This window comes from Streptomyces sp. NBC_00433 (assembly GCA_036015235.1).
GTDB lineage: Bacteria > Actinomycetota > Actinomycetes > Streptomycetales > Streptomycetaceae > Actinacidiphila.
This window is the reverse complement of record CP107926.1, coordinates 8,116,486-8,130,597: the sequence shown is the minus strand read 5'-3', so window position 1 is coordinate 8,130,597 and position 14,112 is coordinate 8,116,486. Positions and strand designations below refer to the sequence as shown.

The window sequence follows — 14,112 nt, the reverse complement described above, 5'->3', positions numbered from 1 at the left end:
TCTCCGCCGGGACGAGCGGCCCCTGCGCCGTCCCCGTTCGGCTCCGCTGCGGTCACGGCGACTCCCCACTGCTCGATGACGCTCAGGGCACCAACACGGTGCCTGTCACGCTGCCGGACATCATGGTCTAGCGCAGGACCCCAGGCCGTATCCGGGCCCCGCGCCAGCCGACCCGCACAGGCCCTGCGCTGGAGAACGCCCGGACGCCGGTCAGGTGGCTGCCAGGGCGATGGCGGTGTAGTGGGCGGTGAAGGCGGCGAGAGTGAGGGCGTGGAAGACCTCGTGGAAGCCGAACCAGCGCGGCCAGGGGTCGGGGCGCTTCAGGCCGTACACCACGGCGCCCGCGGTGTAGAGGAGGCCGCCGGCGATGACCAGGACGACGGCTGCGGGGCCGCCGGCGCGTGCGAATGCGGGCAGGTAGAACACCGCAGCCCAGCCCAGGGCGATGTAGCACAAGGTGTACAGCCAGCGCGGCGCCCGGATCCACCAGATCCGGAAGGCGATGCCGGCCACGGCCCCGGACCACACCAGGGACAGCAGCACCACCTGCTGGCGTCCGGGCAGCAGCAGTACCGCCAGGGGCGTGTACGTGCCGGCGATGATCAGGAAGATGTTCGCGTGGTCCAGGCGGCGCAGGACCCCCTCCCCACGCGGGCCCCAGTTGCCGCGGTGGTACACCGCGCTCGTACCGAACAGCAGGCAGGCCGAGACCGCGTACACCGAGCAGGCCGCCATCGCCGCCGCCGAACGCGAAAGCGCGATCAGGACGATGCCGCCGGCCAGAGCGAGGGGGAACATCCCGGCATGCAGCCAGCCGCGCAATCGCGGCTTCACCACGGCCGCCGCCCGCGCCGCCCCGGTTTCCGGGCCGGCAGCGGCCCGGTCGGGGACCGGCTCACCGGTCGCGCCGGCAGGCGGATCACCTGCCGGGGCGCGGAGGGCGTCGTGCGCGTGGCCGGAGCGGTATTGGGGCTCCCGCCCCCGGACCGGTGGCTGGGCATCTTCGGCGATCATGCGCACATAATATGAGAAACTACGCATAACGCAGCAACTAGCCAGGGAAGAAAAGCCGGTCAAGCGGTGGCGCGGTCCTTGAACGCGGCGCCGCGCAGTTCCTCGTTGATGCGCTGGGCTTCTTCGAGTTGGTCTTCGAGGATGACGATGCGGCAGGCCGCCTCTATCGAAACGCCCTGGTCGACGAGTTCGCGGGCGCGGGCGGCGATACGCAACTGGTAGCGGGAGTAGCGGCGGTGTCCGCCGGCGGAGCGCAGCGGGGTGATCAGGCGGGCTTCGCCGATGGCGCGCAGGAAGTTCTGGGTGGTGCCGAGCAGTTCGGCGGCCCGGCCCATGGTGTAGGCGGGGTAGTCGTCGTCTTCGAGCCGGTTGTACGAGTCGCCTGCTGTCATCTCACCTCTCTGTGGAACACGTGTGAGGGGCCTTGGTGCCGTACGGCACCAAGGCCCCGAAGGAACTACTACACCATCTGCCGGCCCTAGAACTGCGCCGGCCTACTGTGTCCGCACCGCCGAAGGGGGTACCGGCGTGTGCGGGGATCGCGGTTGCTTGACCGGAGACCACCTCGCTAACGATGTCCTGCGGTACCCGGGCTCAAAGGTATTCCGCCCGGGCGATCCCGATGGCGCTTGGGCTCCTCCGTTCTTCCCTCTGATCAACTACCTGCCAAACGTGAACTGCCTGCTGCTCGTGTTGCGTACTGCTGGTACTGCCAGTGATGCGAACTGCTGATGGCCTCAAGTAAGCGCCACCCTTCGGCAGCCAGCCCCGTCGCCCGTCCTGCGTCTGCTCTGGCTTAGAACCCCACTGCCGAACCTCCCGGTACGCGCGCCCGCAGCCGACGCCTTCACCGAGGTACTGCTCACTGAACTCACTGCTGGGTACTGCGCACTGCACTTACAGGTACTGCAACTTGCCTGAACTGCGATCCTGCTCATGGCAGCCCCTGATCACCGCGGGCCACCCGGTCCGGTCGTCAGCCCCGTCGCCGTCAGGCAACCACTCTGGCTTCGGAACTCCACCACCGCACCGTCCTGCGTACTGCACTTGCGTGTACTGCTGCCCGGCAGTTCGTGTCTGCCGGACCTTGCTGATCTCGACTACGAGAGAAACCATAACCATTCCACCGCCCAATGTCTACTCCAGCCACCATAGATTTCTGAGTGCTCACTAAAGAGGTAACCTGCGCCGGTCGCCGGGGGTGCACTCCCTCCCCGGGGGGGTGCGATGACGGTCTGCAGCGCGCAGCGGCACCCGCCACGCGACCTTCGGGCTGAACGAAACCGCGCTGCGCGTCTACGACGCGCTCGCAGCCGCCCCCCAGAGCGCGGCCGAACTGCAGAAGTCACTGGAGCTCACTGCTCCCGACATCCGCAAGGTCCTCCGCGACCTGCGCAGCCGGGGCCTGGTGGAGCAACTCGGACAGAGGACGACCGACCACTTACCGGCGCCCCGCCGAGTAGTCCGTACCCGCTGACGTGCCGTCCCGCTGCGGCGCGCGGCGCGGTCCGGCACCGGCCCGCAAAGCTCGACGAAGGACGCCGGTGCGTTGTTCCCCACCCGACCTCCCGCCCCGAGTGCCGGTCCACGTCCGATGGCCCCGCCGAACCCTCCGTGCCGTAGGGGAAGCAACGCCATGTCTCCGTGGCACGAGCGGCAGCACTCGGCGGTAAGCTGCGCGGCCGTGAGCGAGTACCAGTACTACGAGTTCCAGGCCGTTGACCGACCGTTGACCACGGACGAGCTCCAGCAGGTACGGGCCCTGTCGAGCCGGGCCAGGATCAGCACGACGCACTTCGTCAACGAATACCACTACGGCGACTTCCGCGGTGACGGCCGCAAGCTGATGGAGCAGCTGTACGACGCACATCTGTATTTTGCCAACTGGGGCTCGCGTCGCCTCATGCTGCGCCTGCCCACCACGCTGCTGCCCGCCCGCAGCGCCGAACCGTATTGCGCGGAAGACGCCTTCACCTGCTGGACCAGGAACGGGCACCTGATCCTCGACTTCGGCTACTCGGCCGAGGACGACAGCGAGTGGGAGTTCGACACCTCCTTCACCCTGGCCTCATTTACCGCCCTGCGTACCGAACTCGCCGCGGGCGACCTGCGTCCCCTCTATCTGGCCTGGCTTTCCGCGCTCACCCGCTGGGAATTGCAGGAAGGCGTCGACGAAGACGAGTACACCTCCGCCATGGAGCCGCCCGTACCCGCCGGTCTGGCCCAGCTCACCGGCTCGCAACAGGCCCTGGCGGACTTCCTGCACCTCGACCCGCACCTGCTCACCGCAGCCGCGCGGGCCAGTTGTGCCGCCCCTTCCCAGGCGGTCGGCAAAGACGCACTCGCCGCGTGGATCCGCGCCCTGCCGCAACGCGAGAAGGACGCCATGCTGCTGGACGCCGCCCTGGGCACATCCCCACAACCGGGCCCCGCGCTGCTGGCCCGCCACCGCACCGCATCCCAGGGCACATCCGAACCCTCCACCGCCGCCCCACGCCGCTCAGCCGCAGAGCTCCTCGACGCCGCCCACGAAGTACGCAGCGAGCACACGCAGCAGCAGCAACGGGCCCGCGCCCAGGCCCTCCGAGCCGAACAGCGGGCCAGGGAGGACCAGCTGGACCGCCTGGCCGAGAACGCCGAGCAGGCCTGGCAGGACATCGTCCACCTGATCGGGCAGAAGCAGCCCGGCCCGTACGACGCCGCAGTCGCCCTCCTGAAGGATCTCCGCGAGGTCCACGACCGGGCGGGCACCCCCGAGGAGTTCGCCCGGCGCCTGCAGCCCCTACGCGACCAGCACCGCGGCAAGCCCTCGCTGATGCGACGTTTCACCGACGCCGGCCTGACAGCCCGCTGATCGCCTGAGGGGAACACCGGCACCAGCGCGCCGCCCTCATCGGCCGCTCCCCAGGGCCACCCCTTGTGGACCCGGCACAAAGTCCACGATCGAAGATTCCTTCCTCGCTCCCGCCCCCGGAGGCGCCCGGCACGCGCAACAACCGGTCCGGGGCGCAGACCGCGTCCCCCACCCGCCTTCACGAGAACCGTTCACGACCGCCGACGACCTCCCTGCACAGGGACGCCCGCCGCACCCGCACTGTCCTGATGCGCTCCCCTCGCGCTCCCCTTGCCCGTTCGCCCGCTGCCCGCCCGGCCGTCAGGCACAGCACTGTGCCGCGAAAGCCCTGTTCAGAGGCCCGTGAGCGCCCACGGGCCCAACCAGTGCCTCCCCTGGGTCAGCCCGCGCCGGACGCATCACAATGCGTAGGTCAAAAGGGGTCCACTGGAGGCCTCCCCATGGCCAAGAGAAGGGAAAAATGCCAGGTCAAACGCTTACCCTGGGGTTCACCATGGAGCCTCCTGTCGGGTTCGAACCGACGACCTACGCTTTACAAGATCCCTCGGGGCGGGCGGCTGACCTGTGGAAATGCAGCGAACGTTCCCCTGAACAGCGCAAACAACGTTCACCTCATGCCACTGGTTGGGACGGCTTTCCAGCCCCATGTGTGCTGAATCCGTGCTCCGCAACTCAAGTGCGCCTGCACATTGCCTGCACTGATGCTAAAATGAATGCATGACCGCGATCACCATCCGGGACGTCCCGGACGACACAGTCAACGCTTTGAAGGTACGCGCCGCGCAGGCGGGCAAGTCCCTCCAGGCGTACGCCCTGGAGCTCCTGTCCCGGGAAGCCGCCAGGCCCACTCTCGCGGAGATGGCGGCACGCCTGGAGCGTGAAACCCGCACCGCGCTCAGCACGACCGACATCCTCAGCGCCATCGAGGACGGGCGTGAACGACGTTGATCGTCATTGACTGCTCCAGCCTTGTGCACTTCCTCCTCGACCACGGCACGACCGGAACCGCGATCCGCGAGCGGGTGGGTCGCGCCGACACTCTTGCCGCGCCGAGTCTGCTCGACTACGAGATCACGTCGGCCGTCTTCGGACTGGCGCGCGGTCGGCGCGGCGGCAAGCCGAAGATCACGGAGAAGGAAGCCGCCAAGGCGATCACCGACTACCAGGCCCTCGCTCTCGACCTGCACCCGACGCTGGTGCTGTGGCAGCGGGTACGCGACCTCTCGAACAACCTCTCCGCCTACGACGCACACTACGTAGCCCTCGCCGAAAGCTTCGGCGTACCGCTCGTCACCAGCGACGCCAGGATCGAACGCAGCGGAGCGGCCCGCTGCACGATCGAGACGTACGAGGCAGCCACCACCTGACCCCAGCAACCTCGTTGAGGCATCCCTGCCTCAACGCTGACGAGGTTTCCGGGGGCCTGGCATGATGTGCGCCATGACGCAGACCAGAAAGGCCGATGGCGCGTAAACCGCCCAGCGCCATCCGTGCTCAGCGATGGCCGGCCCGCAGTGACGCTTCCTCTGCCTTGGGCCGACTGCCCCTGCTGCGATCCAGCAGGGCCACGGGACATCCTCGAACAAGCACTCCGACGACTGCCGCCCGCGCGCCGGGCAGGGCTCCGCAAGATCGTCACCCCGCTGGACGCGGAGTTCCTTCGTCGCACCCTGCCCGACCCCGGGGCCGCGTCCATCAGCCCGTGGCATGCCGAAGCGTGGTGGCGGCAGAGAATCCGGGAAAGATGACACCCGCGCTGATATCGGGCAGCTTCCTGCCCGCCTGCCGCCGGTTGCAGCCCTCGACCGCGGCACGGCGGCCTCGCGACCGGCCGCCGAGCGCCCCGCGCCGCGGGGACAAGGCCTGGCCAGGCAAGAAAAAGAGCCCCCTGTCGGGTTCGAACCGACGACCTACGCTTTACAAGTGCGCGGGTGCGCACGCCACGCGCACGCCGGCGCGTGAGGCGCCCTCGTGCGCCCCCCTGGTCCCGGTGCGGCGTCGCGCCGGGGCCGCGGGGTCAGCCGGCCGCCGTGCGGAAGGCGCCCGAACCGCGGACCACGAAGCGGGTGAGGAGCACGACCGACCGGGGCGCCGAGCGGTCGCCCGCGATCCGCGAGAAGAGCAGGTTGGCCGCGGTGCCGCCGAGTGCGACCGGGTCCTGGCTGACCACGGTCAGCGGCGGGGTCAGGCGCTCGCCCAGCGGCAGGTCGTCGAAGCCGACCAGGGCGAGCGGCGCCGGGTGGTCGAGGCCGTCGAGGACGCCCAGGGTGATCAGGTCGTTGCTGGTGAACAGCGCGGTCGGCGGGTCGGGCAGCGTACGCAGCACGGCCAGCGCGTCGCGGGCCTGCGGGTGGGAGCGCAGCTCGTGCCGTACGAGCGCGGGGTCCTCGGGGATGCCGTGGGCGGCGAGCGCGTCGAGGTAGCCGGCGTAGCGCTCGGCCTGGGTCCAGATGTCGAAGCGGTCGCCGAGGTAGGCGATGCGGGTGTGGCCGTGGCCGAGCAGGTGGGTGACGGCCCGTCCGGCGGCGGCCCGGTTGTCGACGGTGACGGTGTCGACGGCCAGGCCCTTGGCGGGGCGGTCGACGCAGACCACCTGGGTGCCGCCGTCCATCGGGCGTTTGAGGAAGCCGTGGCTGCCGATGGTGGGGACAAGGATCAGGCCGTCCACCTGGCGGGCGGTGAAGGCGGCGATGACCTCGCGCTCGCGCTGCGGTTCGTCGTTGGTGCTGCCGACCAGCACCACATGGCCGCGGCGGTGGGCCTCGTCCTCCACCGAACGGGCCATCAGGGCGTAGAAGGGGTTGGCCAGGTCGTCGACGACCAGGCCGATGGTGGAGGTGCCGAGGTTCTTCTGGCGCAGGCTGCGGGCGTTGTCGTTGCGCTGGTAGCCGAGCTTGCGCACCGCCTGGCCGACCCGGGCGGCGGTCTCGGGGGCGACGCCCGCTTCGCCCGACACGACCCGGGAGACCGTCATCGGACTGACCCCGGCTGCGCGGGCCACGTCCTTCATCGTCGGGCGTTTCACGGGCCTCCTCGTCGCTGTGCCGGCCGGGCTGGCCGGCGGCCGGCGGACAGCCGGTCACCGGCGGCAGGCCGGCTCGTGCGTCGATGATGGCAGGCGGGCCCCGGGGAGGTGTATTCCGGGCTCCCCTTGATCAGCAGGCGGCCTGGTGGAAGAACTTCTTGACGTCGGGCTGGTCCATGTCGGCCTTGGTGATGGCCACCATGTCGGTGCCGATGTGCGCGGTGACCTTCTTCTTGTCGATCGCCGCGAGTGCCTGGTCGACGCCCTGCCGGCCGATGGCGCCGGGGTCCTGGGCGACCAGGACGTCGAGGGTGCCGTCGGTGAGCGCGGTGATCTCGTCGGGTTCCGCGTCGAAGGCGGCGACCTTGACCTTGCCCTGCTTGCCCGCGGCCTGCAGTCCGGTGGAGATGCCTGCCGGGTCCTGGCCGCCGGTGCTGATCTGGGCGGCGCCGAGCGCTGCGCCGAAGCCGCCGAGGCTGACGATCGGCGGGGGGGACCCTGGCCTCAGGGCTGTCCGGTGATCCCCGGCGGGCGGGCGACGACAGTCGGCGGCCTGGAGCGCCCTGACGTGACCGAACCGCTTGGCCAGGCGTCTGGCTTCCAGGCGTGGTTGTGCCATCGGCTGTCTCCCGGCGTCGCGGTAACGCGGTGCATTGGTAACGTTCGCAAGCGTTCCGGGATTGTGCGGGCGTCCTGACGGCGTGTCAACACATCGCGCAACAGCGGGCGGCGTACCCCACGGGGCGGCGCGGGAGCGGGGAATCGGGGTGTCGCGCGCGCCCTTGACAGCAAATCAGGTACACGTCAAGATGCTGATTCGCTTGGTAACGTTCACATCCGTACGAGCATCCCCCGTGCCCCGAGGCCGCTCGCCGTGCGTCATCCCACGGCCCGCGGCCTCCGCGAGAAGGTGGTCCTCCGTGCTCCCTCCCGTGCTCCGCAGCAGAACCGCGGGCGCCGTCGGCGCCCTCTTACTGGCCGCCCTCGGCATCGGCGGCCTCACGTCGGCCCCCGCCCATGCCGCCACCGCCAACCTCACGCAGTACGTCGACACCTTCGTCGGGTCCGACGACAGCAACGCCCCCAACCCGGTCGGCGGCGGCGCCGGCGGCAGCACCTACCCGGGGGCCGTGGCGCCCTTCGGCGGGGTGCAGTTCAGCCCCGACACACCGACGGCCTCGCCGTCCGGCTACCGCTACTCCGACAGCTCCATCGAGGACTTCAGCCTCACCCACTTCGACGGAGCGGGCTGCCCCAACAACGAGGACCTGCCGCTGATGCCGATCACCGGCGCGGTCGGCACCTCCCCCGGCAGCAACTGGACCAGCTACGCGTCGGCGTACACCAAGTCCAACGAGTCGGCCGCGCCCGGCTACTACAGGAACCGCCTGGACAAGTACGGCACCGGCGTGGAGCTGACGGCCACCACCCGCGGCGGCATGGCCCGGCTGACCTACCCCTCGACCACCAGCGCCGGCCTGCTGATCAACACCGGCCGCAGCGCGACCGGCAACCGCAGCGGGTCGGTGAAGGTCAGCGGGTCCGAGGTGACCGGCAGCGTCACCGCCGGCGGCTTCTGCGGCTCGTCGAAGACCTACCAGATCTATTTCGACATCCGCTTCGACCGCGCCCCGTCCGGTTTCGGCACCTGGAACGGCGGTACGGTCTCGGCCGGTTCGAGCAGCGCGTCGGGCACCAACACCGGCGCCTACGTCACCTTCGACACGACCGGCAACCAGACCGTGCAGACCAAGGTCGGCCTGAGCTACGTGAGCGTGGCGGGCGCGCAGGCCAACCTGACCGCCGAGAACAACGGCTGGGACTTCAACGCGACCCGCACCGCGGCCGACACGTCCTGGAACGCGATACTCAACCGCGCCCAGGTCACCGGGGGCGCCACGGCGGACCTGAAGAAGTTCTACACGGCGCTTTACCACGTCTTCCAGAGCCCCAACATCTCCAGCGACGTCAACGGCGACTACCGCGGCTTCGACGGGGCGGTGCACAACTCGACCCGGCCGGTTTACCAGAACTACTCGGGCTGGGACATCTACCGCTCGTGGGCGGCACTGGTCGCCCTCATCGCGCCGACCGAGGCCGCCGACATCGCCAAGTCCATGGTCCTGGACGGCCAGCAGGGCGGCCTGCTGCCCAAGTGGTCGCAGCAGACGAACGAGGACTTCGTGATGACCGGCGACCCGGGGCCGATCATCGTCAGCAGCATGTACGCCTTCGGGGTGCGGGACTTCGACACCGCCGCGGCGCTGTCGCTGATGGAGAAGGCCTCCAACGGCGGCACGGCGCAGGGCTCGCCGATCCGCGGCAACCAGGGCACCTACACCAGCCAGCACTACCTGGGCGCGCCCTCCGACTCGCTCGAATACAGCGCGTCGGACTTCGCGGTGGCGCAGTTCGCCAAGGCGCTCGGCAACACCGCGAGCTACAACACCCACATGACGCGCGCCCAGTGGTGGCGCAACACCTTCAGCACCGAGTCCGGCTACATGCAGCCGCGCAGTTCGGACGGCAGCTGGTCGTGGCCGCTGGACCCGGCGAGCCCGAGCAACTTCACCGAGGGCAATGCGGCGCAGTACACCTGGATGGTGCCGTACGACTTCGCCGACCTGATCAACGACATGGGCGGCCCCGCGACCGCGGCCCAGCGGCTCAACCACCACTTCACCCAGGTCAACGCCGGTCAGAGCCTGCCGTATTACTACATAGGCAACGAACCGGAGCACGGCGTGCCGTGGGCGTACAACTTCGCCCGCGACCCCGCGGGCACGGCGGACGCGGTGCACAAGGTGATGACCGAGTCGTTCACCACCGGCGCGGGCGGCCTGCCCGGCAACGACGACCTCGGGGCGACCTCGGCGTGGTACGTGTGGGCGGCGCTGGGGATGTACCCGGCGACCCCCGGCGCGGACACGCTGGCCGTCAACGGCCCGCAGTTCCCCTCGGTGCTGCTCCAGCGGCCCGGCGGCAACATCACCATCAACTCCTCGGGCAGCGGCGGCTACGTCCAGGGCCTGAAGGTCAACGGCGCCGCCACCAGCCACAACTACCTGCGCTACCCGGACATCGCCGGCGGCGGCACGCTCGACTACACCATGGGCGGCACGCCGAGCGGCAGTTGGGGCACCGGCGCCGGGGACGTACCGCCGTCCTTCCAGGACGGGGCCACCCCCGTACCGGCCGCGCCGGCCCTGGGCACCAACCTGGCGCAGGGCAGGGCGGTCACCGCCTCCACACCGTGCGGGACGGCGGAGTCCGCGGACAAGGCGGTCGACAACTCCCTGCAGAACAACAGCAAGTGGTGCTCGAAGGCGGCGAACCCGACGCTGACGGTCGACCTCGGCTCGACGCAGACCGTGGGGTCGTTCGTGGTCAAGCACGCGGGCCTCGGCGGTGAGAACACCAGCTGGAACACCTCGGCCTTCCAGATCCTGACCAGCACCGACAACAGCACCTGGTCGCTGGCGACCAACGTCACCGGCTCGCGCTCCAGCCGCACCTACCACTCCATCGCCCCGCGGCAGGCGCGCTACGTCCGGCTGGCGATCTCGGCGCCCACCAACACCGGCGGCGACACGGCCGCCCGCGTCTACGAACTGGAGGTCTTCGGGCAGTCCGGCGGCGGCACGGCCCCGCACGCGATCACCGGCCTGGCCGGCAAGTGCGTGGACGTCGCCAACTCCGCGACCGCCAACGGCACCCACGTGCAGCTCTACGACTGCAACGGCACCGACGCGCAGTCCTGGACCGTGGGCGCCGACGGCACCGTCCAGGCACTCGGCAAGTGCCTGGACGACGCCGGCTCGGGCACCGCGGACGGGACGCTGGTGCAGCTGTGGGACTGCAACAGCAGCAGCGCCCAGAAGTGGACCGTCAGCGGCAAGCAGCTGATCAACGCCGCGGCGAACAAATGCCTCGACGTGCCGGGGTCGAACTCCGCCAACGGCACCCAGCTGGACGTCTGGACCTGCGACAGCGGCACCGACCAGCAGTGGTCGGTGAGCTGACGGCCTGAGCCGTCACCCCACCAACTGGGCCTTGCCCAGGGCGATGACCCCGGCCGCGGACACCGTGTACAGCTCACGGTCGCGGTCGGGGTTCACGCCGATGGTGGCGCCGGGCGGCACGTCCACGTTCTTGTCGAGCACCGCGCCGCGGACGATCGCGCCGCGCCCGACCCGTACGTTGTCGTGCAGCACCGAGCCCTGGACGACCGCGCCCGCGTCGACCACCACGCCGGGCGACAGCACCGAGCGGGTGACCTGGCCGCGGATCACGCAGCCGGGGCTGACCACGGACTCCCCCACGATGCCCCCCGCCGCGATCTTGGCGGGCGGCAGCTGGCCGGGGTGGGTGTAGATCGGCCAGCGCCTGTTGTAGAGGCTGAAGGCGGGCTGGTCGGAGATCAGGTCCATGTGCGCGTCGTAGTAGGCGTCCAGGGTGCCGACGTCCCGCCAGTAGCCGTGGTCGCGGGCGGTCTCGCCCGGCACGTGGTTGGTGTCGAAGTCGTAGACCTGGGCGACGCCCGCGGCGGTGAGCCGGGGCAGGATGCTGCCGCCCATGTCGTGCACGGACTGCTGGTCCTCGGCGTCCTCGTGCAGGGCGTCGATCAGGGTCTTGGTGGTGAAGAGGTAGTTGCCCATCGAGGCGAAGACGTGCCCGGGGTCGCCGGGCAGCGCGGGCGGGTCGGCGGGCTTCTCCAGGAAGCGCTCCACCGAGATGCCGTCGGCGGCCGGCGAGATCACCCCGAAGCCCGAGGCGTCGGCCCGCGGCACCTTGATGCCCGCGACGGTCACCCCGGCGCCGTGCTCGACGTGCTGTTCGAGCATCTGGCGCGGGTCCATCCGGTAGACGTGGTCGGCGCCGAAGACCGCGATGTAGTCGGGCTGTTCGTCGTGCACCAGGTTCAGCGACTGGAGGATCGCGTCGGCGCTGCCCAGATACCAGCGCGGGCCGAGCCGCTGCTGCGCCGGCACCGGTGTCACGTAGTTGCCCAGCAGGCTGGACATCCGCCAGGTGGTGGTCACATGGCGGTCGAGCGAGTGCGATTTGTACTGCGTCAGCACGCAGATCCGCATCATGCCGCCGTTGACCAGGTTGGACAGCACGAAGTCCACCAGGCGGTAGGTGCCGCCGAAGGTCACCGCCGGCTTCGCGCGGTCGGCGGTCAGCGGCATCAGCCGCTTGCCGGCACCGCCTGCCAGCACTATGCCCAGCACCGAAGGTCCACCGCGCATCGACATCCCCCTTGGGTCGTGTACCGCCCTGCCGCCCTGCTCTGTACTGCCGTGTTCTGCGTGCCAACGGTCCTGCGAGTCGGTCCCGTCCACCGGTCCTCCTACCCGGCGGCGAGCACCTTCTCGTAAAGGGCGACCGTACGGCGGGCGACGGTGTCCCAGCCGAATTCCCTTTCCGCGCGCTCCCGACCCGCGGCGCCGAAGGCGGCGGCCCGCGCGGGGTCGCGGACGAGCCGGTTGAGCGCGGCGGCCAGGCCCGCCTCGAAGTCCGCGGGGCGCTGCTCGTCGTAGGGCACCAGGATCCCGGTGGAGCCGTCGTCGACGACCTCGGGGATGCCGCCGACCGCGGAGGCGACCACGGCGGTGCCGCAGGCCATCGCCTCCAGATTGACGATGCCCAGCGGCTCGTAGACCGAGGGGCAGGCGAAGGCGGTGGCATGGGTGAGGAGTTGGACGACCGCGAGGCGCGGCAGCATCGCCGGGATCCAGTGCACCCCGTCGCGCACCGCGTTCAGCTCGTCGAACAGCGCGCGGAACTCCCGGTCGAGCGCCGGTGTGTCGGGCGCGCCCGCGCACAGCACCAGCTGCGCCGCGGGGTCCAGGTCCCTGGCCGCCCGCAGCAGGTGCGGTACGCCCTTCTGCCGGGTGATGCGGCCGACGAAGACCACATAGGGGCGGTCGGGGTCGATGCCGATCCTGCGCAGCACGTCGGTGCGCTCGTCGGGGCGGTAGGTCACGGTGTCGATGCCGTTGCGGATGACGTGCACACGCTCGGGAGTGAGTGCCGGGTAGCTGGAGAGGATGTCGCGGCGCATGCCGTCGGAGACCGCGACCACCGCGTCCGCCGACTCCATCGCGGTCCGCTCGGCCCAGCTGGACAGGGCGTAGCCGCCGCCCAGTTGCTCGGCCTTCCAGGGCCGCAGCGGTTCGAGGGAGTGGGCGGTCAGCACGTGCGGGACGCCGTGCAGCAGCTTGCCGATGTGGCCGCCCAGGTTGGCGTACCAGGTGTGGGAGTGCACCAGGTCGCGGCCCTGGAGTGCGGCGGCCATCGCCAGGTCGACGGAGAAGGTGCGCAGCGCGTCGTTGGCGCCGTCGAGCGCGGCCGGTGCCCGGTGCCTGACGACGCCGCCCTCGGCGGCGGCGTCTCCCCAGCAGTGCACCTCCACGTCGACCAGCGCGCGCAACTCCCGTGCCAGGAACTCCACATGGACCCCGGCCCCGCCGTAGACATCCGGCGGATACTCCCGGGTCAGCAGCCCGACCTTCACCGGCACCCTCTCCCGCCCTCGACACTTCCGTGCCTGTTGCCTTCCCCGATCAGCGGCCGCCTACCGCGTGGAAGCGGTAGGAACCAGCGCGACCACCGGAATGATCCGGTCGGTCTTCTCCTGGTATTCGGCGAACCCGGGGTAGAGCGCGGCCTGTTCGGCGTACTTGCGGTCCCGCTCCTCGCCGGTGAGCACCTCGGCGCGGACCGGGACCGTGTCGTCGCCGACCTCGATCTCGGCCTCGGGGTTGGCGACCAGGTTGTGGTACCAGGCGGGGTTGTCGGGGGCGCCGCCCTTGGAGGCGAAGACCAGATAGCGCTCGCCGTCGCGCAGGTACATCATCGGCTTGACGAGCTTCCGCCCGGTGCGGGCTCCGGTGTTGTGCAGCAGAAGCAGCGGGGCGCCCTCGAAATTTCCGCCGACCTTCCCGTGGTTGGCACGGAATTCGGCCACAATCTGTGCGTTGTAGTCCACCGGCTCACTCATTTAACTCCCCTTTATACCCGGGATGACTGATGGGGCCTCAGCCTATCGAAGCGGCTGCTGGGACCGGCAGGGTTCACCTGTGGCGACGGCCGGTCGCACAGGGCGACCGGCGGACGCGGCGGACGAAGCACACGAGGACCCGGGGGGCGGCAATACCGCGGATCTGCCCCTCCCGGCAGCTGGCGGATTGACGCTTTATGGACGGCTGCGAGG

Annotated in this window: 11 protein-coding genes; 4 read left to right on the top strand and 7 right to left on the bottom strand. The window is 70.2% G+C overall.

Going from position 1 to position 14,112, the window contains the following annotated elements; genetic code table 11:
• Positions 1–210: 210 nt before the first annotated feature.
• Both OG900_35115 and OG900_35110 read right to left on the bottom strand, forming a co-directional pair.
• Complete coding sequence (locus OG900_35115) at positions 211–1,014, bottom strand: hemolysin III family protein (GenBank protein ID WUH94866.1); 804 nt, start codon at positions 1,012–1,014, stop codon at positions 211–213.
• Positions 1,015–1,073: 59 nt separating this feature from the next.
• Positions 1,074–1,406: a MerR family transcriptional regulator gene (locus OG900_35110; GenBank protein WUH94865.1), complete on the bottom strand. Its 333-nt coding sequence runs from the start codon at positions 1,404–1,406 to the stop codon at positions 1,074–1,076.
• Between the two features lie 1,292 nt (positions 1,407–2,698).
• Between OG900_35110 and OG900_35105 the strand changes: the two genes are divergently transcribed.
• From OG900_35105 to OG900_35095, 3 genes are all read left to right on the top strand, one after another.
• Positions 2,699–3,868: a hypothetical protein gene (locus tag OG900_35105; protein ID WUH94864.1), complete on the top strand. Its 1,170-nt coding sequence runs from the start codon at positions 2,699–2,701 to the stop codon at positions 3,866–3,868.
• A 717-nt stretch (positions 3,869–4,585) separates the two neighbouring features.
• Positions 4,586–4,816, top strand: a complete 231-nt coding sequence (locus tag OG900_35100; GenBank protein ID WUH94863.1) for an antitoxin — start codon at positions 4,586–4,588, stop codon at positions 4,814–4,816.
• Complete coding sequence (locus OG900_35095) at positions 4,813–5,235, top strand: type II toxin-antitoxin system VapC family toxin (protein WUH94862.1); 423 nt, start codon at positions 4,813–4,815, stop codon at positions 5,233–5,235. Before OG900_35100 ends, OG900_35095 begins: the two co-directional genes overlap by 4 nt.
• A gap of 650 nt (positions 5,236–5,885) precedes the next feature.
• Here the strand turns inward: OG900_35095 and OG900_35090 are convergent.
• Positions 5,886–6,893: a LacI family transcriptional regulator gene (locus OG900_35090; GenBank protein WUH94861.1), complete on the bottom strand. Its 1,008-nt coding sequence runs from the start codon at positions 6,891–6,893 to the stop codon at positions 5,886–5,888.
• A gap of 130 nt (positions 6,894–7,023) precedes the next feature.
• Positions 7,024–7,512, bottom strand: a complete 489-nt coding sequence (locus OG900_35085; protein WUH94860.1) for a substrate-binding domain-containing protein — start codon at positions 7,510–7,512, stop codon at positions 7,024–7,026.
• A 301-nt stretch (positions 7,513–7,813) separates the two neighbouring features.
• Here OG900_35085 and OG900_35080 point away from each other — a divergent pair, with 301 nt between their 5' ends.
• Positions 7,814–10,915 (top strand): GH92 family glycosyl hydrolase, encoded by a 3,102-nt coding sequence (locus OG900_35080; protein WUH94859.1) that lies wholly within the window; start codon positions 7,814–7,816, stop codon positions 10,913–10,915.
• A gap of 12 nt (positions 10,916–10,927) precedes the next feature.
• Here the strand turns inward: OG900_35080 and glgC are convergent, their stop codons facing one another.
• From glgC to OG900_35065, 3 genes are all read right to left on the bottom strand, one after another.
• On the bottom strand, positions 10,928–12,145 hold the full coding sequence (gene glgC / locus OG900_35075; GenBank protein WUH94858.1) for a glucose-1-phosphate adenylyltransferase: 1,218 nt from the start codon (positions 12,143–12,145) through the stop codon (positions 10,928–10,930).
• Between the two features lie 101 nt (positions 12,146–12,246).
• Positions 12,247–13,413 (bottom strand): glycogen synthase, encoded by a 1,167-nt coding sequence (gene glgA, locus OG900_35070; protein WUH94857.1) that lies wholly within the window; start codon positions 13,411–13,413, stop codon positions 12,247–12,249.
• 60 nt (positions 13,414–13,473) lie between these two features.
• Positions 13,474–13,899 (bottom strand): nitroreductase family deazaflavin-dependent oxidoreductase, encoded by a 426-nt coding sequence (locus tag OG900_35065; GenBank protein WUH94856.1) that lies wholly within the window; start codon positions 13,897–13,899, stop codon positions 13,474–13,476.
• Positions 13,900–14,112 lie beyond the last annotated feature (213 nt).

Bases quoted from the DNA above. Each gene is read 5' to 3' on its own strand.
- OG900_35085 (WUH94860.1), bottom strand. From the start codon at position 7,512: ATGGCACAACCACGCCTGGAAGCCAGACGCCTGGCCAAGCGGTTCGGT.
- OG900_35110 (WUH94865.1), bottom strand. From the start codon at position 1,406: ATGACAGCAGGCGACTCGTACAACCGGCTCGAAGACGACGACTACCCC.
- OG900_35065 (WUH94856.1), bottom strand. From the start codon at position 13,899: ATGAGTGAGCCGGTGGACTACAACGCACAGATTGTGGCCGAATTCCGT.
- OG900_35100 (WUH94863.1), top strand. From the start codon at position 4,586: ATGACCGCGATCACCATCCGGGACGTCCCGGACGACACAGTCAACGCT.
- glgC (WUH94858.1), bottom strand. From the start codon at position 12,145: ATGCGCGGTGGACCTTCGGTGCTGGGCATAGTGCTGGCAGGCGGTGCC.
- OG900_35115 (WUH94866.1), bottom strand. From the start codon at position 1,014: ATGATCGCCGAAGATGCCCAGCCACCGGTCCGGGGGCGGGAGCCCCAA.